Origin of the sequence: Nocardia sp. NPDC050175 (assembly GCF_044459885.1) — a bacterium.
Taxonomy (GTDB): domain Bacteria; phylum Actinomycetota; class Actinomycetes; order Mycobacteriales; family Mycobacteriaceae; genus Nocardia.
Genome location: NZ_JBITJI010000001.1, coordinates 1,133,210 through 1,156,265 on the forward strand (window position 1 = coordinate 1,133,210; position 23,056 = coordinate 1,156,265).

Sequence of the window (23,056 nt, forward strand, 5' to 3'; positions counted from 1 at the left end):
CAATGTTGGCAGCTTCCTGTCACGATTCGCCCGAACGCCACATCCCGAAGATCGACATAAGCTGGTGCCATGTCGATTCAGAGTCAGCTCGAACGAATCTTTGTGGGCCTCAACTCATCTCTCTATCGGGTCAGCGGCGGAAAACTCGGCGGCAAGATGGGGCAGGCGCCGATCCTGTTGCTCAACACCGTCGGTCGCAAGTCCGGTCAACGACGCACCTCGCCATTGCTGTATCGCCAGGACGGTGACCGCTACTTGATCGCGGGGTCGCATCGCGGTGCCGCGACGCACCCCGCATGGGTGCTGAACCTGCGCGCGAACCCCGACGCGGAGGTCGAGATCGGCAAGAAGACCATCCCGGTCACCGCCACCGAGATCCCCGCCGCCGAACGCGACGCCGCCTGGGCCGAGTTGGACGCCATGTATTCCGGTTACGCGGATTACCGCACCAAGACCGACCGGACCATCCCCATCTTCGCGCTCACCACCCGCTGAACCGTCACACCCGGGCCGGCACCACCCCGCGGTCGGCCCGCGGCTCGGAAAGTAGCCCGAGCTCGGCCGCACGCACACCGAGCTGGAACCGCGTCGCGACGCCGAGGCTCGTCATGACCTCCGCGACGTATCTGCGATAGGTGCGCAGCGACACCGAAAGCCTGCGCGCCGCGGCCTCGTCCTTCAATCCGGCATTCATCGCAGTGACGACGGCGACCGTCAACGCATTGAATGGGTGGCCGTCCTGGGTGGCCGGTGGCAACGGGCGATTCGGATCCGACAACTTCTGACCGTCGAGCATGTCCCCTCCATGACGTCACGCCTTCTCACCTCAAGGAGATACACCGACAACGTCGATCGCGGCGAGACGAATCCCGGTCACCAGACGGCTCCGAGCTGCGGCGACCGCGCCCGATGCGACAGTTGCGCAACTATGACACACACCTGGCGTGCGTCACGATAGTGTCATACGGTGGAGCGAAGGCAGCACCCTACTGATGGGGATATGGCATGACCGTCGAGCACAACACCCGTGCCCTCGAACACGACATCGTCACCGACTTCAGCTCGCGTCTGAGCTATGGCGGCTACCTGGACCTGGACACGCTGCTCAGCGCGCAGCATCCGGTGAGCAGGCCGCAGCATCACGACGAGTTGCTGTTCATCATCCAGCACCAGACCACCGAGCTCTGGCTCAAACTGGTGCTGCACGAAACCCGGGCGGCGCGGGCGGCGTTCGAAGCCGACGACATCGGCGTCGCGCTCAAATGCATTGCGCGCGTGAAACATATCCAGAAGACGCTCACCGAGCAGTGGTCGGTGCTCGCGACCCTGACGCCCACCGAGTACGCCCAGTTCCGCGACGTGCTCGGCAACTCGTCGGGCTTCCAGTCCTATCAGTACCGCGCCGTGGAATTCATTCTCGGTAACAAGAACGCCTCGATGCTGCGGGTCTTCGAAGCGGATCCCGTCGCGCACAAGGAGTTGCACACGCTGCTGCACGAGCCGAGCCTCTATGACGCGTTCTGGCAGCACGTCGCGCGGATCGGACTCGACGTGCCGCGCTCGACGCTGGATCGGGACGTGACCCAGGCCTATGTCCTCGATCCGGACCTACTCCCCCTGGTGAAGTCCATTTACGAAGCTCCGCAAGAGCATTGGTCGATCTATGAGACGTTCGAAGAGCTGGTCGACCTGGAGGAGAACTTCCAGCTGTGGCGGTTCCGGCACCTGCGGACCGTGCTGCGCACCATCGGCATGAAGCGCGGCACCGGCGGATCCAGCGGGGTCGGCTTCCTGCAGCGCGCGCTCGACCTCACCTTCTTCCCCGAACTGTTCGCTGTACGCACGGAGATCGGACGCTGACGACATGACCACCGCACCGCTCGACTTCGGCACGCGCGCAAAGGCTCTCGACGAATCCGATCCGCTGCGCGACTACCCGAGCCGCTTCCTCGGCAGCGACGATCCCGAGATCGTCGCCTACCTCGACGGCAATTCACTCGGTCGGCCGACCCGGGCGACCGCCGAGCGTCTCGCCACCTTCGTCACCGACGCGTGGGGCGGCCGGCTCATCCGCGGCTGGGACGAACAGTGGTTCGACCTGCCGGTGACAATCGGCGAGCGGATCGGCGCGTCGATACTCAGCGCCGCGGCCGGTCAGACCACGATCGGCGACTCGACCACCGTGCTGCTGTACAAGATCGCCCGCGGTGCCCTCGCGCTGCGGCCGGGGCGCACCGAGATCGTGCTGGACCGGGACAACTTCCCCACCGACCGCTACCTGCTGGAAGCGATCGCCACCGAGCTCGGGTTGACGCTGCGGTGGATCGAGCCGGAGTTCACCGGCGGCGTCACCGCGCAGGACGTGGGCGAGGCCGTCTCAGAACGCACCGCGCTGGTGGTGCTCAGCCACGTCGCCTACCGGTCCGGGTACCTGCTCGACGCGCCCGCCATCTCCGCCATCACCCACGAAGCCGGCGCACTGCTGCTGCTCGACCTGTGTCACTCGGCGGGCGCGGTGGAGATCGAACTCGACTCCTGGGCAGTCGATTTCGCGGTCGGCTGCACCTACAAATATCTCAACGGCGGTCCCGGCGCCCCCGCGTTCGGCTACGTGCGTGCCGAGCACCTCGCCGAGTTCACCCAGCCGATCTGGGGCTGGATGGGGCGCGAGAGCCCGTTCGAGATGGCACAGGGATACCTTCCTGCGCAAGGGATCCGGCGGGTCATCAGCGGAACGCCCGCGATCATCGGCATGCTCCCGATCCAGGACACCCTCGAGCTGATCGAGGAGGTCGGCATGGCGGCCGTGCGCGCGAAGTCGGTCGCGCTCACCGAATTCGCGCTCGAACTGGTCCGAACCTGGTTGCTTCCGCTCGGCGTTGCGGTATCGTCGCCCACCGACCCGGCCCGCCGTGGTGGCCACGTGACGATCGACCACCCCCAGTTCAAGGAGATCACCGCGCGACTCTGGCAACGCGGCGTCATCCCCGATTTCCGTCCGCCGCAGGGCATTCGGATCGGCCTGAGCCCACTCAGTACCACCTACGCCGAGGTCCTCGCCGGGGTGGCGGCGATCCGCGATGAACTCACCCCGCGCTGACCTCGCGGGGGCCGTCCTCGACGACATCGATTCGCGGCCGGGCAGCGCGACCTCGCTCGCCCGGACCGTGCTCGGTGCCTACGTCCGTAACCTGGGTGGCTGGATCGCCATCGCCGACTTCAGTGGCCTGCTGGCCGGGCTGGGCGTGCCGGAGCAGAGCACCAGGACGGCGGTCACGCGGCTGAAGAGCAAGGGCGTGCTCGCTGCCGAATCTCGTGGCGGGCGTAGCGGATACCGCATCACCGACGCCGCGGAGGCGATGTACTCGCGCGGTGATCCGCGCATCTTCGGCTTCCGGCAGATGGGCGAGGGCGAGGCCTGGCATCTGATCTCGTTCGGCATCCCCGAATCCCAGCGCGCCGCACGACATCAGCTGCGCCGCCGACTGTCCTCGATCGGCTGCGGCACTGTTTCCGCGGGCTTGTGGATCTGCCCGGAGTATCTGGCGGCGGAGGCGTCCGCGATCGTCACGGCACTGGAGCTCGACGAGTACGTGACATCTTTTCGCGCAACCGAACTCACGGTCCCCGATACGCTGCGCGCGGCGGCGGCGCAATGGTGGGATCTGCCCGCCCTCGCCGATCGGCACCGTGCGTTCCTCGAACACCATCGCGACATCCTCGCCCGCGACAGCCTCACCGGCAGGCAGGCCTTCGAGCGTTTCGTGCCGCTGCTCGACGAGTGGCGCATCATCCCCTATCTCGATCCCGGTCTCCCCGAGGAGATGCTGCCCGCCGACTGGCCCGGACTGGACAGCGTGCGGCTGTTCGCCGACGCGCAACGGCGGTGCCTGGAACCGAGCCGCCGGTGGGTGCGGTCGAGCGTCGGAGACGCATCGATAAACGTAGGACGATAATCCTCTGAATTCGAAATCTCTTGGCAGCCAATGCCGTAATGTGTGGCTCCGCGCCGAGCGACTGGGCTGAGCACGTGCGCGAGCGGTTGACTTCTCACCTTTATCACTTCACATGGCGGGACCAGAGCTTGACCAGTGGTATTCAGCGGACCCCCTCGTCTGCTCGTCGCGCGCGTTCCCGCCGGACCTCGGCGACGCACTCACCCACGCTCGCCGCGCTGCTCGCCTCGGCGGTGGAGCGCAATCCCGACGGCGTCGCGGCGGTGTGCGGCGACAGCTCTATCACCTACCGCCAACTCGACGCGCGCTCCGCGCGATTGGCGCGAACCTTGCTGGCGATGGGGGTCGGCCCGGAGACCATGGTCGTGGTGGCGCTGCCGCGGTCGATCGACTCGGTGCTCGCGGTGTGGGCCGTCGTAAAGACGGGTGCCGCGTTCGTGCCGATCGATCCGGGCTTGCCGCGCAAGCGCATCCAGTTCCAGGTCACCGACTGTGCCGCCGAAATCGGGCTGACCACTGCCGAATACGCGCCAGTGCTGCCCGCCGACGTGCGCTGGCTGGCCATCGATGATCCCGAGTTCGTCGCGCTGACGGCAACCGAGTCGGCGAACCCCATCTCCTATCTCGATCGTCCTGCGCTGCTGCGCATTTCGAATGTCGCGTACCTGATCTACACCTCCGGTTCGACCGGTCGCCCGAAGGGTGTCGCGGTCACCCACGCCGGGCTTGCCGCGTTCTGTGCCGAGCAGATCGCTCGGTACACGCTCACTCCTTCCTCGCGCACTCTGCATTTCGCGTCACCGAGCTTCGATGCCTCGGTGCTCGAGCTGCTGCTCGCCGTCGGCTCGGCCGCCACCATGGTGATCGCGCCGCCGACGGTCTACGGCGGGGCCGAGTTGGCGAGTGTCATCGCGCGACACGAGATCAGCCACGCCTTCATGACGCCGTCAGCGCTGGCCTCGCTCGAGCCGACCGGGCTCGACCTGCTGCGAGTGGTAGTCGTCGGTGGCGAAACCTGTCCCGCACCACTGGTTCGCCGCTGGGCGGTGCCCGGTCGCCGATTCTTCAACGGTTACGGACCGACCGAGACCACCATCATGGTGGCGATCAGTTCGCCGCTGTCACCGGATCTTCCGGTGACCATCGGGTCGGCGCTATCGGGCATGAACTGCCGGGTGCTCGACAAGCGGCTGCGTCCGGTCGGCCTCGGCACCGCAGGTGAGCTGTATGTCTCCGGGCCCGGCCTGGCCCGCGGCTACCACGCGCGATCCGGCCTGACTGCGCAGCGTTTTCTGGCCGACCCGCACGGTGCGCCCGGCACTCGGATGTATCGCACGGGTGACATCGTCCGCCGGGGCACGGATGGCGACCTCGAATACTTGGGCCGCACCGACGATCAGGTCAAGGTCCGCGGCTTCCGGATCGAGCTCGGTGAGATCGAATCGGTGCTGGCGCAGCAACCGGGGGTGCGCTCGGCGGTCACCGTCGACCGTAAGACCGCGGCCGGTGAGACGGCGCTCGCGGCCTACGTCCAGCCCGAGCCTGGCGGCACACTCGATACCGCCGAGCTGGCGAACGCGTTGGCCCGTCAGCTGCCGCAGTACATGTTGCCCACGACGATCACGGTGGTCGACCGAATTCCACTGACACCTACCGGAAAAGCCGATCGGGCGGCATTGCGTAGCCGCGCTGTCGATCAACTGGCTTGCCGGTCGTTGTCCGGCCCCGGCGAGGAGTTGATCGCCGAGGTGTTCGCTCGGGTGTTGGGTCAGCAACAGCTGGGCGCGGATTCCGATTTCTTTGCCTCGGGCGGTAATTCGCTGCTCGCCACCCAGGTGGCCGCGCGGCTGAGCGAGACGTGGCAGGCGCAGATCCCGACCCGGCTGCTGTTCGATCATCCGACGGTCGCGGCGTTGGCGAAGGCGATTCAGGCGCAGCGGTTCGACAAGGGCCGACCGGCGCTGCTGGCCCGGTCCCGGCCGGAGCGGGTGCCGTTGTCGCCCTCGCAACTTCGGTTCTGGCTGCGTAATCAGTTCGACCCGGAGTCGTCGGTGGACAATATCGGCTTCGCTTTGAACATGTCCGGTGATCTCGATATCGAGGTGCTCCGTGCGGCGTTCGCCGATACCGTTGCGCGTCACGAGATTCTGCGCACGATGTATCCCGCCGACGCCACCGGTCCGCGGCAGCAAGCGCTCGAAATAGCAAGTGTCGTTGCCGATTTCGCCGTCGAGGAGATGCTGACGGCGACCCCCGACGCGGTGGCCGAACGCATCCGCGCCATCCTGTGGCGCGGGTTCGACGTGTCGACCGAAGTACCACTGCGGGTTCGGCTGCTGCGCACGCCCGGCGAATACGTGCTGGTGTGCGCGGTGCACCACATCTGCGCCGACGGTTCCTCGCTGGCGCCGCTGGCCCGCGATATCGCCGTCGCCTACACCGCACGGTCCGCGGGCACTGCCCCGATGTGGCGACCGCTGGATATCCAGTACGCCGACTACGCCCTGTGGCAGCAGGAACTGCTCGGCTCGCGTGATGATCCGGATTCGATACTGTCCCAGCAGCTTTCCTACTGGACCACGGAACTGGCCGGGCTCCCGGACGAGCTCGACCTGCCGACCGATCGACCGCGACCGAGCACCGCGTCGTTGCGCGGCGCGGCAACCCAGCGGCCGGTGCCCGCCACGCTGCACCGCGAATTGCTCGCCGTCGCACGCGAGCACAAGGCGACGCTGTTCATGGTGATGCGAACGGCCCTGGCCGTCTTGCTTTCCCGGTTGTCCGGCAGCACCGATGTCGCCATCGGGGTGCCGATGACCAATCGCGCCGAGGCCGCCCTCGACGACCTCGTCGGCATGTTCGTCAATACGACGGTGTCGCGGACCCGGATCGACCTCGGCGAGAGTTTCACCGCGCTGCTCGATCGGACGCGGGACCGGGATCTGGTGAACTTCGCCCATTCCGAGGTACCGTTCGAGCACGTCGTCGACGCGGTCAACCCGGTGCGGTCGCCGGGGCGGCATCCGCTGTATCAGGTCGGTTTCGCGTTCCAGAACTTCGGCAAGGCCAGCCTGGAGCTGCCAGGTCTGACATTCTCCGGGCTCGACATCGACACGCGAACGGCGAAGACGGATCTGCATATCGCGGTGGTGGACGAGCACGGCGCCGACGGGACGCCCGGCCAGATCATCATCCGGTTCAGCTACGCCACCGACCTTTTCGACGAGCCGACGGTGCTTCGGTTCCTCGACGCCTATATCCGGGTGCTGCATCAGGTTGCCGCCGATCCGGTCGGCGCGGTCGGTGACATCGATATGGTGCACCCGCAGGAGCGGCGGCGGATCGAATCCTGGTCTGCCGGTCCTGATCACGCGGTCGCGTCCGAAACCCTCGGTGCGGCACTGCGACGCAACGCCGCGGCCACGCCGGATGCCATCGCGTTGGTCTTCGGATCAGAGACGTTGACCTACGCGCAGTTGCAGGACAGGTGTAACCGGTTGGCGCGGTGGCTGATCGGTCAGGGCGTCGGTCCGGAGACCGTCGTTGCGGTGGCGATGCGCCGGTCCATCGATCAGGTTGTCGCGCTGTGTGCGGTTGCCGAGTCGGGCGGCGCGTGGGTTCCCATCGATCCGGACCATCCGGCCGAACGGATCGGCTACGTGCTGGATTCCGCAGCGCCGCAGTGTGTGTTGACCACTACCGGAGACGCGTTCACGGTCACCGCCGCGCATGCTGTCGACACCCTCGATCTGACACAGTTGGACCCCGCGCCCGTGCGCGAGGATGAGCGCAGCATGCCGCTGCGTGGCGACCACCCTGCTTACGTCATCTACACCTCGGGCTCGACCGGCCGCCCGAAAGGCGTTGTCGTCAGCCACGAAGCGATCGTCAACCAGCTCGACTGGATGCAACACCGGTACGGAGTCGATGCCGCAGACACCTATCTGCAGAAGACACCGGCGACCTTCGATGTGTCGCTGTGGGGCTACTTCTTGCCACTACGTGTGGGCGCGCGCATGGTGCTCGCGGGACCAGATGAGCATCGCGATCCGGCGGCGCTGTGCGGGTTGATCGCGACGCGCCGGGTCACGCTCACCGATTTCGTGCCAACCATGCTGACGACGTTCGCCGGTCATGCCACCGCCGCCGAAGTGGCTTCGCTGCGCGCCGTTTTCGTCATCGGCGAGGCGCTCGCGCCGGAGACCGCGCGGGCGTTCGCCGCGATCAGCTCCGCCGAGGTGCACAATCTGTACGGCCCGACGGAGGCCGCGGTCAGCATCACCGAGCACCGCTTCGACCCGGCCGATCCGGCGCCCACCGTGCCGATCGGTGTGCCGGAATGGAATTCGCGAGCCTTCGTTCTCGACGCCCGGCTGCGGCCGGTGCCTGTCGGCGCGGTCGGTGAACTGTATTTGGCCGGAGTCCAACTCGCGCGCGGCTATCACGGCGCGCTCGGGCTGACCGCCGGACGCTTCGTCGCGAATCCGGCCGAGCGCGGTGCGCGGATGTATCGGACCGGGGATCTGGTGCGCTGGAACGCGCGCGGAACCCTGGAATACCTCGGGCGCAGCGACTTCCAGGTGAAGGTGCGCGGGCACCGCATCGAGCTCGGCGATATCGAAACCGCGCTGCTCGCCGATCCCGCGGTCGCGCAGGCGGCGGTCGCGGTGAAACCGTCCGAGGCCGGTGATCGCCTCGTCGGTTACGTCGTCGCGGCTCCCGACGCCGCGGTCGACCCGAATACGCTGCGGCAGTCGATATCCCGCATGCTCCCCGCCTACATGGTGCCGTCCGCGGTGTTGTTCCTCGACGCGCTGCCGGTCAATACCAGCGGCAAACTCGACCGGGCGGCACTCCCCCAGCCGGTGTTCGCTTCGCGCAGCGGCATCGCCCCGTCGACAGTGCTCGAGATAGCCATCGCCGACGTATTCGCCGAGGTCCTCGACGTATCCCCGATCGGCGTGACCGACGATTTCTTCGAGCTCGGCGGCTCATCGCTGATGGCTTTCACACTGCATCAACGGCTTTCGGCACGCCTCGACCTCGACGTGCCGATGTCGGCGCTGCTCACCACGCCCACGGTGCGTGGCCTCGCCGCACATCTCACCGGAACGGCGGAACAGACCCCAGCGGTGTCCCCGGCCGAGGATGCGGTACTCGACCGCGACATCGATGGCAGTGGTTGCAGGCCGGTGTATTGCGGGCCACGACAGGAGGTGCTGCTGACCGGTGCGACCGGCTTCCTCGGCGCCCACCTGCTGCGAGAACTGCTGGAGCGCACCGACGCACAGGTCCGGTGCCTTGTCCGGGCCGACACCGCCGAGCAAGGCGCCGACCGCATTAGGCAGACCCTGCACCGCTATCACCTTTGGAACGACGCTACCGCGGCTCGGATCGTCGCTGTCCCAGGCGATCTCGCCGCACCACGACTAGGGCTCGCCGCCACCGACTACGACCACCTCGCCGACAGCGTCGACGTCATCCTGCACAACGGTGCCCGCGTCAACCACATCGACCCGTACGCGCGACTGCGCACCGCCAACGTCGAAGGCACCCGAGAGGTACTCCGGCTCGCGACCACCCGGCGGCTCAAGCCGGTGCACTTCGTCTCCACCCTCGGCACCACCGTCCCCACCACGGCGGCATCGGGCGTCATCGACGAGAACGTCCGGCTCGAAGCCGACCAGCTACCCGACAACGGCTACGTCGCGTCCAAATGGGCCGCCGAGGAACTGGTCCGGCAGGCGGGCGAGCGCGGCATCCCGATCGGCATCTACCGCCCCGGAACCATCTGCGGCGACCCGAAAGTCGGCCGGAACAGTGCCGACGACTCGTTCTGGAACATGATCCGCGCCGCCGCGATCCTCGGCCTGGCACCGGATGTCGGCGACGCGACCATCTCTCTCATCCCGGTGACCTACGTGGCCCGCGCCATCGTCGAACTCGCCACCGGGCCGCAGTCGGAATCCGTGTACCACCTGATCAACAAAACCCCGGTGGCGGTAGCCGACATCTTCACCTGCCTGCGCTACCACGGCCTCCCCGTAGCCATCGCTCCGCTGGACACCGTCCGCGCCGCCCTCGCCGAAGAGTCCCACCGCCGCAACACCATCGGCGACGACTCCCTCGTCCGCGCCGCCCTGCTGAGCACCAACTACCTCGGCCTCGCCGACCTCGACTGGAGCGACACCCACACCCGAACCGCACTGGCCGACACCGGCATCGCCTGCCCACCGATCACCGAGGCCGCCCTCGACGCCTACATCAGAGAGTTCATCACCTCCGGCTTCCTACCGTCCGGCCCTACTCCCGGCGCGGTGCTACGCCCCAGCGAGGCGATCGTCATGTCGCCATCGAGCGAGGAGCTCGGCTGATCCGAAACCGATTCAGGCCCAAGTGATGTCGTCACCGTCGAAATACCATTCCGCACCGGCGGCCTGATAGAACTTCTTGGAAACGGTCGATCCGTAGCGTGCCTCCTCGGCAGACAGTTCCTGCCAACAGATATCGAAGCCGCACTGCTTTTTCAGGAACTTTCCGGAGACCGAGCCGTCCGGAGTCAAGCAGGCACCCGGTGCCCACCGCCCCGCGGTGGGCCGCTCATCGAAATACCAGAATGTTCTGCCGGACTGGAATTTCCGCTGATAGCCCTCGTATTTGGCGATATAGTCGCTTCCGGACACCGAGCATATTCCCCGTGTGACCGCTGCCATGCCAAACCTCCCGTGATAATCCGACGTCGATGGTGGACCGACCGCCCTCAGATAAGAGCCGTTGTCCACGTGTCTATTCGGACTCATCGCCGCGACGGATGGGCCACGTTTACCCGACGTAGCCGGGCGACGCTCAGCAGGCGGTCGGGCCGGGGTCGGCACCGGCCAGGACAGCGGTCAGCCATAGCACCGACGGTTCATAGCCGACCAGTTCGGCCGAAATGTGTTCTGTTGCAGGAACTCTGAAGACTCGGAGGTTCGCGCGGTGTTCGGCGAATCCGAACCGGCGGTGGCCGGTGCGATCAGGACTGTGCCGGGCGAAACCGCAGGTGCTGGCCCGGTCGCAGCTGCGCGAGCAGGTCGACGTCGGCGGTGACGACGGTGCCGATCACCGGGTAGCCGCCGGTGATCGGGTGATCGGCGAGGAACACGACCGGTTCGCCGCTCGGTTGCACCTGGATCGCGCCGAGCGGCATGCCCTCGGTCGGCAGTTCCTTGTCGTTGATCCGGCTCAACGGCGGCTCGTCGCCGACGCGGGCCAGTCGCACGCCGACCCGATCGGCCCGGTCGGTCATCGACCAGGTTCCGGTGAACAGCGAGCGCGGATCGGTGAACCAGTCCTCCCGCGGCCCGAGCAACACCCGGACGGTGACGACCCCCGAGTGCATCGAAGGGACCGGCGCCACAGCGACATTCGGCCATGGGTACCCGTCCGCCGCGCCCACGCCGAGCTCGGTTCCCTCGGTCAGCGGCTCCGGGCCGAGTCCGGCGAGGGTGTCCCGGCTGCGGGAGCCGAGCACCTCGTCGACGGCGATACCGCCGCGCACGCCGACGTACGCGCGCAGCCCGGCGGCGGCCTGGCCGAGCTTCAGCCGCTGGCCGGTACGCAAGGCGAGGACCGACGCGTTGGCCTCGGCGGCACCGTCCACGGTGATCGGCACGTCGGCACCGGTCACCGCGAGCAGCACCGGCGCCTCGGCCACGAGTTCCAGTCCGCCGAGCAAGGTTTCGATGCCCGCGGCATCCTCGGGATTGCCGACCAGTCGATTCGCCAGCTTCAGCGAACCGCGATCGGCCGCACCGGAGACGCCGACGCCGACCGAGAACCAGCCGGGCCTGCCGAGGTCCTGGATGGTGCTCAACGGACCCGGGTCGAGAACCCGCAACACCGCACGACGTGTCGAACTCATCCCCTCGCCTCCTCGGTGAACCGGACCCTGGTGCCCGGGCGCAGCAGGGACGGTTCGGCGCGGTCCAGGTCCCACATCCGGACGTCGGTGGTGCCGATGAGCTGCCAGCCGCCGGGCGAACGCCGAGGATAAATGGCGCTGTACCCGTCGGCCAAGGCTACCGAGCCGGCGGGCACCGAGGTCCGCGATTCCGTTCGGCGCGGAACGGCCAGCCCGGATTCGGCGGACTCCAGATAGCCGAAGCCCGGCGCGAATCCGATGAACGAGCACCGCCATACCGCCTTGGTGTGCGCGGCGATCACTTCACGAACCGAGATACCCAACTGCGCCGCAACACTTTCCAGATCCGGCCCGTCGTAACGGACCGGGATGGTGCGCACGGCGTCCAGCTCCGGCTCGACCGAGCCGACACCCTGTGTACTCCGAAATAGTTGCCGGAGTTGCTCTTCGACGGCACGGGCATCCGCCGTATCGGTCATGGTGACCAGGACCGTCTGTGCCGCGGGCAGCACATCGTGCACGCCCGCGGGCAGTTCGCGCCGCAACAGGTCGATGAACGCGACCAGGTCGGCGTGCTCGTCGGGCGCGACGAGCACGGACCGGTCCCCTGCGGGCAGTATCCGCAGCGGTGTGGTGATCGCGGACATCGACACTCCTTCAGGCTAATTCGCGGCCGCGGGTCTCCGGCAGGCCGAACAACGCGATCACGGCGAGGACGTAACCGAACGCGCCGAACATCATGGCCCCGGCCAGTCCCAGTGTGGTGGAGGCCAAAAAGCCGACCACCGTGGGGAATATCGCGCCGACGCCGCGACCGAAGTTGTAGGTGAAGCCCTGTCCGGTACCGCGCGACGCGGTCGGATACAGCTCGGACAGGAACGATCCGAAGCTGGAGAAGATTGCGGCGGTACAGAAGCCGAGCGGGAACCCGAGGACCAGCACCATCGTGTTCGCCCCCTCCGGCACCTGGATGTAGGCGACCATGAACGCGACCGACAGCACGGCGAACAGCTGGATGGTGCGTTTGCGTCCGATCCGATCGGCGAGGATGCCGCCGGTGACGTACCCGAGGAACGCGCCACCGATCAGCATGAACAGATAACCGCCGGTACCAACAACATTCAGATGCCGGCTCTTCTTCAGATAGGTCGGTAGCCACGTGGCGAGCGTGTAATAACCGCCCTGCACACCGGTGGCCAGCAGCGAGGCGAACAGCGTGGTCCGAACCAGGTCCCGCCGGAAGATCGACGCGAACGATCCGGCCCGCTTGCCCGCCGATTCGCGCCGCTGCGTGACGGTTTCGGAGTCGGTCAGATTGCGGCGCACCCAGATGATCAGCAACGCGGGCAGCGCGCCGGTCCAGAACAACACCCGCCAGGCCAGATCCTCACTGACGAACTGGAAGACCAAGGTGTAGACCAAAACCGCCAAGCCCCAGCCGACCGCCCAGGCACTCTGCACATAGGCGACCGTCCGGCCTCGGTACTTGGTCTGCGCGTATTCGGCGACCAGGATCGCGCCCGCCGCCCATTCACCACCGAAGCCGAGTCCCTGGAAGGCTCGGAACACCAGCAGTGTCTCGAAGTTGGGCGCGAAGCCGCACAGCACCGTGAACAGCGTGTAGGTAGCGACGGTGAGCTGAAGGGTGCGCACCCGCCCGATCTTGTCGGCGAGCACCCCCGCCAGCGCACCACCCAGCGCGGACACGAGCAGCGTCACCGTGGTGAGCAGACCGGCCTTGCCCGAGCTGATCACGAAGTAGGACGAAATGGCGCCGAGCGCCAACGGTAGAACCTGGAAATCGTAGGCATCCAAGCCATATCCGCCGAACGCGCCGAGGAAGGCCTTCTTGCCTTTGGCGCTCAGGGTGCGGAACCAGTCGAAGGGTGGGGATTTCTCGGCCGGATCCACCGGAAGGTCTGTGGAAAGGCTCATGGCTGCCTCGCAATGCTCGAGCTCAGGAGAGCGACGTACGTCACAGTAGCGTACGGATCGTTGAACGATTCTGCAATCCTAAAGTCGGATCGTCGGCTGGCAGTTCGATCCCTGAGCTATGCTCGAACGGCAAAGTCACTGGTCGCGGAGGTTTGGATGACGACACCGGTAGATCGGCCCGATCCCGTCTACACGGCACTGTCCGAACACAAGGGTCTACTCGCCCGGTCCAGTCGTAGTTCGCAGACGGCCGACATCGTGCGCGCGAGCATCCTGGATGGGGCACTGCGGCCGGGCACGCGGCTGTCCGAGCCGGATATCTGTGCGGCACTGGGAGTTTCGCGCAATACCCTGCGGGAGGCGTTCCGCTCGTTGATCGAGGAACGTCTGGTTACCCACGAACTCAACCGCGGCGCGTTCGTGCGCATCCCCAGTTCAGACGATGTCGCGGAGCTCTACCAGTGCCGCCGGGTGGTCGAGGGCGCGGCGGTGCACGGATTCGACCGCGCCGATCAGGAACCGACCGAGCTCGCCGCCGCCCTGGCGCGCGCGGATGCCTGTGCGGCGGAACAGGATTGGACCGGCGTCGGCACGGCCGACATCGACTTCCACAAGGCGATCGCCGCACTCAACCGCAGCAGGCGGCTGGATCAGATGATGGCGAGCGTGTGGAACGAGCTGCGGCTGGTCTTCCATGTGATGGCCGACCCGCTCACCTTTCATGAGCCCTATCTGGCGCGTAACCACGAGATCTACGAGGCGATGATCGGCGGGCAGGCCGCCGCGGCGGAGAAGATGCTCGCCGACTATCTCGCCGACGCCGAATCCCATATCCGCGCCGCCTACACCCAGATCGTCGCCTGACCCTGGTTTGTCGCAGGGTGAGCGCAATCGTGGCGACCGGACCGCCCGCCGAGGAGAGTGAGACGACTTGTCCCGTCTTGCCAGGAGAGGTCCCCATGTCCGATAGCAGTGCCCAGTTCCGGCCGATCGAATCGCTACTCGAACAGACGGCGGCCGAGCTCGGGGTGCGGTCGGTCCTGGTCATGCGGTCGACGCCCACTCATATGGCGGTCGAGGCGACGGCCGGTGCCGCCGAGGTGCACTACACGGTGGGTGCCGAGGGCAAGAAGGGCGCGGCCTTCGCGGAGGCGCAGGAGCTGTACTGCGAGCGGGTGGTCGACAACGACACGGAACTGTTCGTGCGCGACTCGCGCGCGGATCCGGCCTTCGCGGGCAACGAGGACGAAGTGGAATTCGGGCTGGTCAACTACCTCGGGCTGGCCGTGCACAATCCGGACGGCAGCGTCTACGGCACCGTCTGTGTGCTCGATGACCAGGCGCGCGACTACACCCCCGAGGAGCGAGCCCGCCTTGCGGAACTGCGTGCGGCGGCCGAACAGGCCCTCGCCGCCGAGCCACGCCCCTGATCGCGTCCTGACCGGGCGTTCTGCAGGGTTCGCCGCCAAGTCGTAGGATCAATTCGGTTACCGCTCTACCCCTTCCGACAGCAGCGTAATTGCCACGTCGGCAAGCGGTTCGCGTGCTTCTCTACCGGGACTGCTTGTCGCACAGGTCATTCAAAGACTTCGAGGAGAGCAGCATGCGTACTGAAGGTGATACCTGGGACATCGTCAGCAGCGTCGGGATGACCGCGCTATTCGTCGCGGCCATCCGGGCGGTCGAGTCGAAACAGCCCGACGCCCTGGTCCACGACGAATTCGCCGCGTTATTCGTGGCGGCGTCCGGGGATCCGACCACTAATCAGCTGATCGACAATCCACAACTGTGGGCGGACAGTCCGCTCGGCACCGAATTCATGGGCCTGCGCAGCAAGTTCTTCGACAACCTGTTCCTCGCCGCGGCCGAGGCCGGGGTCCGGCAGGCGGTGATTGTGGCCGCCGGACTGGACGCCCGCGCCTATCGCTTGGACTGGCCGCAGGGCATGGTCGTCTACGAGATCGACCAGCCCAAGGTGCTGGAGTTCAAGCGACAGGTCCTCGCCGACGCGGGCGCCGCCCCCAAGGCCGACCGCCGGGAGGTGGCCGTCGACCTGCGGGAGAACTGGCCCGCCGCGCTCATCGAGGAGGGCTTCGATCCGGCCGTGCCCACGGTGTGGTCGGCCGAGGGCCTGCTCGGGTATCTGCCGGGAGCCGCGCAGGACGCGCTGTTCGCCCGGATAGATCAGCTTTCCGCACCCGGCAGCAGCCTGGCCTGCGACGTCTTCGACACCGACCTGGACTACCAGCAAATCGCCGACTTCCAGGCGGAGCAACTGCGTGATCTGCCGTTCGGAAAGATAGATTTCGTCGACCTCGTCTACACCGACGATCGCTCGGACCCGGCCGAGTGGCTGACGAATCAAGGCTGGACCACGACCAGCGCGCGACCCGAGGAATTGGCCGAGCGTTATGACCGGCCGCTTACCGCAGCGCTCCAGCCGATGGCCCAAATGTTCAACAACATGAGGTATTTGAGCGCCGCCAAGCCTGCCTGATTGTCTACCTGCTTGTGGGGCCGCCGCTGACCGATGGCGGCCCCACTGTTCAGGCCTGATTCGCGATCAGGGTGGCGGCGAGCGTGATCGCGCCGGGACCGGTCAGCTGCGACGACGCCGCGGTACGGCCCGTCGCGAGCAAGAGCAACGCGCCCGCCGTGCCCTCGACGACCAGGCCGTCGCCGGCCGACCAGTCGATATCGGTCGCTACGAGGCGATAGCCCGCCAACCGGTCGTCGATGCCGAACCGGTCGCCGGTCGCCCACACCCGATCCAGCGCGGATCGTGCTGGCACGGAAGACATCTCGCGGGTGAGGCCGAGCGGTATCGCGATGTCTTGGACGTGCACGAGCATGTCCAGCAATCGATCGGTGGGGATGGTGCCGATCGGGAAGAACCGCGACGGCACGCTGGCGCGCAACTCCGCGTGCAACTGCCGGGTGCTGACGCTGTCGGCGTGCCGAATGGCGGTGTCCCGCAACGCCCCGTGCACGCTGCCACGGGCGCGCACCAGGTTGACCAGGATCCAGCCGAGGTTCGCGCGCGTGCACAGCACCACATGCGCGACGACATCACGGACTCGCCAGTCGGCGCAGAGGGATTCGTGATCCCAGTCGGACTCGGGGCGATCGGCGAGCAGGTCGGCCATCCGCTGGCGCTCGGCGGCCACCGCGTGCCAGATCTGCTCGGCCGTCATGGATTCGATGTGGTTCATAGCTCGACCCTCTCACTCGACGTTCCACTACCGTAAGAACTCCACCCGAGTGGAGGTGCAAGCTACTGTGACCGAGGACACACTGCGCGGTGTGGTGAGCATCGGCGAGTTGGCGCGCCGGACCGGCGTGCCCGTTCGGACGATCCGGTTCTACTGCGACAGCGGGATTCTGGAGTATCACCGGACCGGCGGCGGTCATCGGGTGTTCGATGCCGCCGCGGCCGACCGGCTGCTGCTGGTGCGCCGGCTGCGTGCCATGGGTTTGCCGCTGGCCGCGATCGAGCGGGTGCTGGACGGTAGCGAGACGATCAGTGAGGCCGCCGCCGTTGAACGCGCTGCGCTCGATGCTGAGCTCGAGGCACTGCGATGGCGACGAGCGGCACTGGTAGCCATCGAGAACGCACCGCCCGAGGAACGGGCCGGGCGGCTGGAACTGCTTGCCGCGGTGCACGACCGGGGCGTGGTAATCGAGAGCATCGTCGCGTTCTGGCGGCCCATCCTCGTGCCACTGCCGCGGGAGGAATTCGATTCGTTCATCGATATGAACGTGCCGCCGCTGCCGAGCGAGCCTGAGCCCGCTCAGGTGGTCGCCTATGCCGAGCTCACCACCCTCACCACCGACCCGCACGTCAAAACGGCGATGACCCATCAGATTTGGCGGTCGGATGGGGACCTGATCAGCGATCGGCTACAGTTCGTGACCTCGGTCGCCAACGCGTTCGAGGGCGCGGCTCCGCTCGTCGCCGCCCACGAAATCCCGCATCCTGGACCCGAACTGGACCAGTACGTGCATGCCCACGCCGCGGCCAGGCATAAACGGGACACCCCTCGATTCCGACGCGAGCTACTGACCACCGGCACGACGGACACCGATCCTCAGCTACATCGCTTCTGGCGGCTCACCGCCGACATCACCGGCACGGAGACAACCGTGGGGGCCGTGCACTACTGGCTGCTCGACGCACTGCGGCAGACAGTCTGAAGCCGCTCCCGGCCCGACGATCCGGGCAAACACGAAGCGGCTGAAGACTTTATGGAGTTGTACGGCCTAGCTAGCGGTCGCGGCCTGCCGCAGGAGTAGACGTCTTCCTGCTCGTCCGAGCGCGGCGACGGGCGGCCTGGAGTTCGGCGAGTTCCTGTTCGAGGATCTCGGCGATGCGGAACTGGCCGGTGTCGTGGATCTCCGGGGTGGCCGGAGTTTCCTTGGCGGCCTTGGGATCGGCTGGGGTGGACGCCTTTTCGTCCGCCGCGGCGGGCTGCCGCTTGATGGCGGCGGTAGTGGCGGATGCCGCTGCGGTTGCCGACGGACGGTCGGCCGAGGCCACGGTGGCCTTATCCGGGGCCGGTGCGGCAGGCTTGCTCGGCTTGGCCGGGGCAGGCTGCTGCGCGGCGATCTTGGTCGGCGTGGCCGGCTTCGGGGCCGCCGGGGTGACCGGCTTGGTGGCCGCCGGGGTGGCGGGCTTGGTCGGCGCGCTGGCGCCGTTCACCGGAGTGATCGGCTTGCCTACGACCCCGTTGTGCTTCTCGCCGTTCACCGGCTTGCTCGGCACGACCGGCTCGTCGGCCTGGACCGGCTTGGAAGTACCGGCGGCGGCGCCGTTTTCGGACTTCGGCACGGCCAGGGTCTCCGCCGTGATGTCGGCGAGGTCGCTGCCGAGGGTCGCTGCGGCCATCACCTTCGCCGACGGCGCCGGGGCGGCCGAGCGGAAGGCGGACCGGGTGGGCGCGGGCGGCTCGGGGGCCTTGTCGTCCTCGTCGGCGAGCACGACGGTCGGTGCGTCTTCGATCTCGGGATCGACGATGCTGGCCGGTGCCGCGTTCAATTCCGCGAGCGGGTCCGGTTCGGCCTCGACGGTCAGTTCGGCGAACGAACTGGCCGCCCGCATGTCCGCCGAGCGTCGCATCCGGTAGCTGGCGAGCGTGGGCAGGGTGCGCCGGATCTGCTCGGCCGGGTCGGGCAGATCCCGGACCTGGTCGGTGGCGCGGTGGATGGCGAGGCCGTAGCGGGCGCTGGCGGCGTCGTGGATGAGCAGCGAGACGCCGATCATCACCGGCGCGACGGCGTGCACGGCGGCGTCGTACCAATGCTCCGCGCGCAGGTACGGGTACGTGTTGAGGGTGACGGTCAGCCCGAGCAGCGCGACCTCGGCGGCGACGACCTGCTTGCGGTTGTCGACCACACCCCACTCGGCCACCTTGTTGGTGCCGATCATGATGATGATCAGGCAGACGCTGATCATGCCTTCCAGCAGGTAGCTGAACCAGTACAGCGGGTCACCCGGCCCGCCGGGGGCGATGTTGTGCTGCACGTTGACCGCGGACCACAGCATGCCCGCTGCGACGACACCGGCCAGCGCGCGCAGTGACCAGGCGCGGTGCCGATATAGGGAGGCCAGTTTGGCATGCGGGCTCGACTCGCGGCGCTGTGCGGCAATTGCCTTGCGGGCCACCAGGAGATCTCGCATGTCGGCCTTCTCGATCGCTTCGGTGGTCTGCCTGGCGCGGTCGGCCGCTCCCGCGGCGGCTTGAGCCTCTTTCCAGCGCTGACCACGGTCTTGCCCGCGAATCTTCTCGGCGAGCTCGCGTTCGGCCAGCAGCTCATCCTCGGAGAGCGCTTCGGTCAACGCGGGATCGAATTGGTATGCCAGCCGGCCACGGGCCTTCTCGACCCGCCGCGCCAGCTGTGTGACCTCGTCCTCAATGGGATGCTGGATGGTCATTTCGGCTCCAAGAGGAGATTCGATGGCAGACAAGTGATCACGCGTGGGAAGGCTACATCGCATTTGCCGTCGACGCACCGTTGCCAGCGAAAACCGTCGATTTGCCGGGCGAATGCGGCGTGCCGCGACCGCGTTTCCTGGATGATCATAGAACAGGCACGACGATTCGCAACCGCAAAGTTGCGGACGATCGATAGCCGAGGATGCTCGCGGGACGCTGTGCGGCGCCGGTCGCCGCGCGCCGAGTGTCCTTGCACCGTGGGCGAATACGGCGCTATCAGGAACGGCCCGACTTCACTATGACCGTTTCGTCTGACTCTGCACGATGAAACTCGCTGCGGTCGTGGCGCTCCCGCCGATGTTGAGGGTGGCGAACCGGTGCGCATCCGGCACTTGGTACGCTCCTGCATTCCCGGTGACCTGTTTGTAGGCATCGAGTACCATTCGTACACCAGTCGCACCAACAGGATGACCACCACCGATCAATCCGCCGCCCGGGTTGACCGGCAATCGCCCGTCGCGCGCTATATCGCCGCCCTCCACGGCTTTCCAGCTTTCGCCGGGACCGGTGATGCCAAGATGGTCTATCGCCATGTACTCGGACATGGAGAAACAGTCGTGCACCTCGATGCCGTCGAGCGCGTCGATATCGGGCAAACCGGCCCGGCGCAGCGCGTCGAGCATCGTCTGTCGCACATGGGGAAACACGTACGGCTCGTCGGCCGAGACACTCAGCTTCTGCGCCAATGACAGACCGGCGGTGCGATGACCCCAGCCGCTGACCACCGCGCGCTCGTCGGGCCGTAAGTCGGTGCGCCGTGCCAAGAATCGATCCGATACCAGGATTACCGCGACGGCACCGTCGGTCATCTGACTGCAATCCTGGCGGCGCAGCCGACCGGCGACCGGTGGGTTCGCGGTGTCGTCGGTGCCGAAGCTGTCCGGGGTGAAGGTCCAATTCCTGGTCTGCGCAAGCGGGTTGGTGCGGGCGTTGGTGATGTTGAGTTCGCTGATCGCGCGCAGGTGGACGTCGTCGAGGCCGTAGCGCCGGTCGTATTCGTCGGCGAGCTCGGCGAACATGGTGGGCCACACGAACTTCGTGTCCTGCGCCTCGTGGCCGACCCAGGCGGCGGCACCGAGATATCCGGCGGCTTCGTCACCGGGGACGGTCTTTTCGAGCTCCGCGCCGATCACCAGCGCGCAGTCGTAGCGACCCGATTCCAGGTCGGCCATCGCGGCGAGCAGCGCCATACTGCCGGAGGCACAAGCGGCTTCGTGCCTACTGGCCGGGATGCCCCACAGTTCCGGGATGACCGTGGCGGGCATGCCGCCGAGTTGGCCCTGGCCGGTGAACAATTGGCCGAACGCGTTGCCGACGTGGATCACGTCGATCTCGGTCGGCGCGATGGTCGTCGATGTGAGTGTCGCGCCGACGACCTCCCCGATGAGCGCGTCGAATCCCTTTCCGGCGCGGTGCCAGTTGACCGCGAAATCGGATTGGCTGCCGCCGAGTAGGTGAATGGCGCTGGTGGACATGGAGACTCCTGTATGTCGTGGATCGGCGATCAGGCTGGGTCATCGATGAGCGTGGACCGCAACTCGCGGCGCAGCAGCTTGCCGACCGGGTTGCGGGGCAGCGTTTCAACGATCTCCAGGCGTTCCGGCAATTTGAATGACGCCACCTCGCGGGCGCGCAGATGCTCGACCAGGCCGTCGAGCGTCACCGTCGCGCCTGGCGCGGGAACGATGAAGGCGCAACACTTTTCGCCGAGCACGGGATCCGGGTAACCGACCACCGCCACATCGGCGACACCGGGAGCGTCGGCGAGCAACCCCTCGATTTCTGCCGGAGCGATGTTCATACCGCCGCGGATGATGATCTCCTTGATCCGGTCGACGAAACGCAGATACCGGCCGTCTACGCCGCACAACTCGAATACGTCTCCGCTGCACAGGAACCCGTCGTCGTCGAACGGTTCGGCCGTTGCGGTGCCGGGCAGGTAGCCGCCGAATACGGCCGGGCCCGCGAGCCGGAGTTCGCCGATGCCACCGACTTCGGTGACCGTCGCGCCGGTGCTGACGTCGACGAGTTTGACCCGCGTGCTCTCGGCGAGCCGGGTGGCCCAGCGGACGCCGGGCGCGCCGTAGCGCGGCAGGTATTGCGCTCGCATGATCGGATCGGGGAAGTCGATGGGCGCACCGAGCAGGGACACGCCTTCGTTGGAGCCGAAGAAGTTGAGCACCTCGATGCCGAGCTCCTCCTGCCAGCCACGAACGATGCTGGGCGGCAACGGCGCTCCGCCGGAACCGACTCGTTGCAGCGAGGACAGGTCGGCCGAGGCGCGCAGTGCTTCGTTGTGCAGCAGCATCGTCAGCAGCGCGGGCGGCATGCTGGTGTGCGTCACCCGGTGTCGCGCGATCTGTCCGAGGAACACCGGCAGATCCAGCGGTTGGTGCTGCACCAGGTGCCCGCCGGTGATCAGCCATGGCAGGAACGACGCGGCGAAGCCCGCCATGTTGACCATGGGAAAGGGGTTGAGCAGCACCGACTCCGGGGTGAGGTGCAGTCCGTCCTGTACGCCCCAGGCCATGGCGAGCCAGTCGCCGTGGCAGCGTGGGATTCCCTTGGGTGCGGCCTCGGTTCCGCTGGTCCAGCAGATGGTGACCCGGTCGTTCACCGAAATCGTCAGTCCGCGAACGTAAAAGCGCAGGCGCTCCCGGTCTGCGGTATCCACCGGCCCGTCCAGGGCGATCGCGTTGTCGGGCACGCCGGGGCCGAAGGCGAAGACGGTGCGTGCGTCGCCCGCCACTTCCAGTGCCTCGCGGGCGAGTTCGCGTCCGGACAGCTCGCCCGTGGTGATGATGGCCGTCGCGTCGGCCGCTGCGACGATGCCGGACAGTTCATGGCGGCGGTAGGAGGCGGGCATGGGTGTCGCGACCGCGCCGAGTCGCCACAGCGCGAAGTAGGTGGCGGTCAACGCGATCGAGTTCGGCAGCAGGACCGCGACGGTATCGCCCTGCCGGATTCCGCTGCGGTACAACGCGGCCGCGAGATCGAGGGTGTGCTCGTCGAGTTCGCGCCAGGACAGCGTTCGCGGCTGTGCTCCCGTCAACGCGGCCAGGTTGGCGGGATCGGTGACGGCGGGTGCGTCCGGTGCCGTATCGATCCGGCGCTGAAAGAGTTCCGGCAGCGTATCCGGTTGCCACCAACCACGATCGAGGTACTCACGCACCGTGTCCTCGGGGTGGCAGGTGGGTACCGCCGCGCCGGAATCAGTGGCTACGGCATCAGTGACATCGGCTGCGGTGATCGGCGACTCGGCCATGGGT

18 protein-coding genes are annotated in these 23,056 nt (G+C 67.1%); 9 read left to right on the forward strand and 9 right to left on the reverse strand.

Annotated elements, in window-relative coordinates:
- Positions 1-69 precede the first annotated feature (69 nt).
- A complete protein-coding gene (locus ACIBK2_RS05165) occupies positions 70-495 on the forward strand; it encodes a nitroreductase family deazaflavin-dependent oxidoreductase (RefSeq protein WP_396963836.1) in 426 nt (141 codons plus the stop codon).
- 4 nt (positions 496-499) lie between these two features.
- Here ACIBK2_RS05165 and ACIBK2_RS05170 read toward each other — a convergent pair whose 3' ends face one another.
- On the reverse strand, positions 500-796 hold the full coding sequence (locus ACIBK2_RS05170; RefSeq protein ID WP_396963838.1) for a hypothetical protein: 297 nt from the start codon (positions 794-796) through the stop codon (positions 500-502).
- A gap of 209 nt (positions 797-1,005) precedes the next feature.
- On the opposite strand from ACIBK2_RS05170, the gene ACIBK2_RS05175 reads away from it, so the two are divergent.
- From ACIBK2_RS05175 to ACIBK2_RS05190, 4 genes are all read left to right on the forward strand, one after another.
- Complete coding sequence (locus tag ACIBK2_RS05175; RefSeq protein ID WP_396963840.1) at positions 1,006-1,860, forward strand: tryptophan 2,3-dioxygenase; 855 nt, start codon at positions 1,006-1,008, stop codon at positions 1,858-1,860.
- 4 nt (positions 1,861-1,864) lie between these two features.
- Positions 1,865-3,100, forward strand: a complete 1,236-nt coding sequence (locus ACIBK2_RS05180) for a kynureninase (protein ID WP_396963842.1) — start codon at positions 1,865-1,867, stop codon at positions 3,098-3,100.
- Positions 3,081-3,956 carry a PaaX family transcriptional regulator C-terminal domain-containing protein gene (locus ACIBK2_RS05185; RefSeq protein ID WP_396963844.1) on the forward strand — a complete coding sequence of 292 codons (876 nt, stop codon included), beginning with the start codon at positions 3,081-3,083 and terminating at the stop codon, positions 3,954-3,956. Before ACIBK2_RS05180 ends, ACIBK2_RS05185 begins: the two co-directional genes overlap by 20 nt.
- Positions 3,957-4,084: 128 nt before the next feature.
- Positions 4,085-10,330, forward strand: a complete 6,246-nt coding sequence (locus ACIBK2_RS05190; protein WP_396963846.1) for an amino acid adenylation domain-containing protein — start codon at positions 4,085-4,087, stop codon at positions 10,328-10,330.
- Positions 10,331-10,342: 12 nt separating this feature from the next.
- On the opposite strand, the gene ACIBK2_RS05195 is transcribed toward ACIBK2_RS05190, so the two are convergent.
- The 4 genes from ACIBK2_RS05195 to ACIBK2_RS05210 form a co-directional block, all read right to left on the reverse strand.
- The gene (locus ACIBK2_RS05195; RefSeq protein ID WP_396963848.1) at positions 10,343-10,639 is read right to left on the reverse strand and encodes a hypothetical protein; all 297 of its coding nucleotides are present in this window, start codon (positions 10,637-10,639) and stop codon (positions 10,343-10,345) included.
- Positions 10,640-10,971: 332 nt separating this feature from the next.
- Positions 10,972-11,859 carry a biotin-dependent carboxyltransferase family protein gene (locus ACIBK2_RS05200; RefSeq protein WP_396963850.1) on the reverse strand — a complete coding sequence of 296 codons (888 nt, stop codon included), beginning with the start codon at positions 11,857-11,859 and terminating at the stop codon, positions 10,972-10,974.
- Positions 11,856-12,506: an allophanate hydrolase subunit 1 gene (locus ACIBK2_RS05205; protein WP_396963852.1), complete on the reverse strand. Its 651-nt coding sequence runs from the start codon at positions 12,504-12,506 to the stop codon at positions 11,856-11,858. The genes ACIBK2_RS05200 and ACIBK2_RS05205 overlap by 4 nt, the downstream gene beginning before the upstream one ends.
- Positions 12,507-12,516: 10 nt before the next feature.
- The gene (locus ACIBK2_RS05210) at positions 12,517-13,794 is read right to left on the reverse strand and encodes an MFS transporter (protein WP_396963854.1); all 1,278 of its coding nucleotides are present in this window, start codon (positions 13,792-13,794) and stop codon (positions 12,517-12,519) included.
- Positions 13,795-13,950: 156 nt separating this feature from the next.
- Between ACIBK2_RS05210 and ACIBK2_RS05215 the strand changes: the two genes are divergently transcribed.
- The 3 genes from ACIBK2_RS05215 (at position 13,951) to ACIBK2_RS05225 (ending at position 16,291) form a co-directional block, all read left to right on the forward strand.
- The gene (locus ACIBK2_RS05215) at positions 13,951-14,658 is read left to right on the forward strand and encodes a GntR family transcriptional regulator (protein ID WP_396963856.1); all 708 of its coding nucleotides are present in this window, start codon (positions 13,951-13,953) and stop codon (positions 14,656-14,658) included.
- A 95-nt stretch (positions 14,659-14,753) separates the two neighbouring features.
- Positions 14,754-15,224, forward strand: a complete 471-nt coding sequence (locus ACIBK2_RS05220; protein WP_396963858.1) for a GAF domain-containing protein — start codon at positions 14,754-14,756, stop codon at positions 15,222-15,224.
- Positions 15,225-15,397: 173 nt separating this feature from the next.
- A complete protein-coding gene (locus tag ACIBK2_RS05225; protein WP_396963860.1) occupies positions 15,398-16,291 on the forward strand; it encodes a class I SAM-dependent methyltransferase in 894 nt (297 codons plus the stop codon).
- Positions 16,292-16,340: 49 nt separating this feature from the next.
- On the opposite strand, the gene ACIBK2_RS05230 is transcribed toward ACIBK2_RS05225, so the two are convergent.
- Positions 16,341-17,006, reverse strand: a complete 666-nt coding sequence (locus tag ACIBK2_RS05230) for a maleylpyruvate isomerase family mycothiol-dependent enzyme (RefSeq protein WP_396963862.1) — start codon at positions 17,004-17,006, stop codon at positions 16,341-16,343.
- Between the two features lie 67 nt (positions 17,007-17,073).
- On the opposite strand from ACIBK2_RS05230, the gene ACIBK2_RS05235 reads away from it, so the two are divergent.
- Entirely contained in the window at positions 17,074-17,988 is a 915-nt protein-coding gene (locus ACIBK2_RS05235) for a MerR family transcriptional regulator (RefSeq protein WP_396963864.1), read from the forward strand.
- A 70-nt stretch (positions 17,989-18,058) separates the two neighbouring features.
- On the opposite strand, the gene ACIBK2_RS05240 is transcribed toward ACIBK2_RS05235, so the two are convergent.
- The 3 genes from ACIBK2_RS05240 to ACIBK2_RS05250 form a co-directional block, all read right to left on the reverse strand.
- Complete coding sequence (locus tag ACIBK2_RS05240; RefSeq protein WP_396963867.1) at positions 18,059-19,726, reverse strand: hypothetical protein; 1,668 nt, start codon at positions 19,724-19,726, stop codon at positions 18,059-18,061.
- A gap of 297 nt (positions 19,727-20,023) precedes the next feature.
- Positions 20,024-21,262 (reverse strand): acetyl-CoA acetyltransferase, encoded by a 1,239-nt coding sequence (locus tag ACIBK2_RS05245; protein WP_396963869.1) that lies wholly within the window; start codon positions 21,260-21,262, stop codon positions 20,024-20,026.
- Positions 21,263-21,291: 29 nt separating this feature from the next.
- The gene (locus ACIBK2_RS05250) at positions 21,292-23,052 is read right to left on the reverse strand and encodes a class I adenylate-forming enzyme family protein (protein WP_396963871.1); all 1,761 of its coding nucleotides are present in this window, start codon (positions 23,050-23,052) and stop codon (positions 21,292-21,294) included.
- Between the last annotated feature and the right edge of the window lie 4 nt (positions 23,053-23,056).

Bases quoted from the DNA above. Each gene is read 5' to 3' on its own strand.
- ACIBK2_RS05165 (WP_396963836.1), top strand. From the start codon at position 70: ATGTCGATTCAGAGTCAGCTCGAACGAATCTTTGTGGGCCTCAACTCA.
- ACIBK2_RS05170 (WP_396963838.1), bottom strand. From the start codon at position 796: ATGCTCGACGGTCAGAAGTTGTCGGATCCGAATCGCCCGTTGCCACCG.
- ACIBK2_RS05175 (WP_396963840.1), top strand. From the start codon at position 1,006: ATGACCGTCGAGCACAACACCCGTGCCCTCGAACACGACATCGTCACC.
- ACIBK2_RS05180 (WP_396963842.1), top strand. From the start codon at position 1,865: ATGACCACCGCACCGCTCGACTTCGGCACGCGCGCAAAGGCTCTCGAC.
- ACIBK2_RS05185 (WP_396963844.1), top strand. From the start codon at position 3,081: ATGAACTCACCCCGCGCTGACCTCGCGGGGGCCGTCCTCGACGACATC.
- ACIBK2_RS05200 (WP_396963850.1), bottom strand. From the start codon at position 11,859: ATGAGTTCGACACGTCGTGCGGTGTTGCGGGTTCTCGACCCGGGTCCG.
- ACIBK2_RS05205 (WP_396963852.1), bottom strand. From the start codon at position 12,506: ATGTCCGCGATCACCACACCGCTGCGGATACTGCCCGCAGGGGACCGG.
- ACIBK2_RS05210 (WP_396963854.1), bottom strand. From the start codon at position 13,794: ATGAGCCTTTCCACAGACCTTCCGGTGGATCCGGCCGAGAAATCCCCA.
- ACIBK2_RS05215 (WP_396963856.1), top strand. From the start codon at position 13,951: ATGACGACACCGGTAGATCGGCCCGATCCCGTCTACACGGCACTGTCC.
- ACIBK2_RS05220 (WP_396963858.1), top strand. From the start codon at position 14,754: ATGTCCGATAGCAGTGCCCAGTTCCGGCCGATCGAATCGCTACTCGAA.
- ACIBK2_RS05225 (WP_396963860.1), top strand. From the start codon at position 15,398: ATGCGTACTGAAGGTGATACCTGGGACATCGTCAGCAGCGTCGGGATG.
- ACIBK2_RS05230 (WP_396963862.1), bottom strand. From the start codon at position 17,006: ATGAACCACATCGAATCCATGACGGCCGAGCAGATCTGGCACGCGGTG.
- ACIBK2_RS05240 (WP_396963867.1), bottom strand. From the start codon at position 19,726: ATGACCATCCAGCATCCCATTGAGGACGAGGTCACACAGCTGGCGCGG.
- ACIBK2_RS05245 (WP_396963869.1), bottom strand. From the start codon at position 21,262: ATGTCCACCAGCGCCATTCACCTACTCGGCGGCAGCCAATCCGATTTC.
- ACIBK2_RS05250 (WP_396963871.1), bottom strand. From the start codon at position 23,052: ATGGCCGAGTCGCCGATCACCGCAGCCGATGTCACTGATGCCGTAGCC.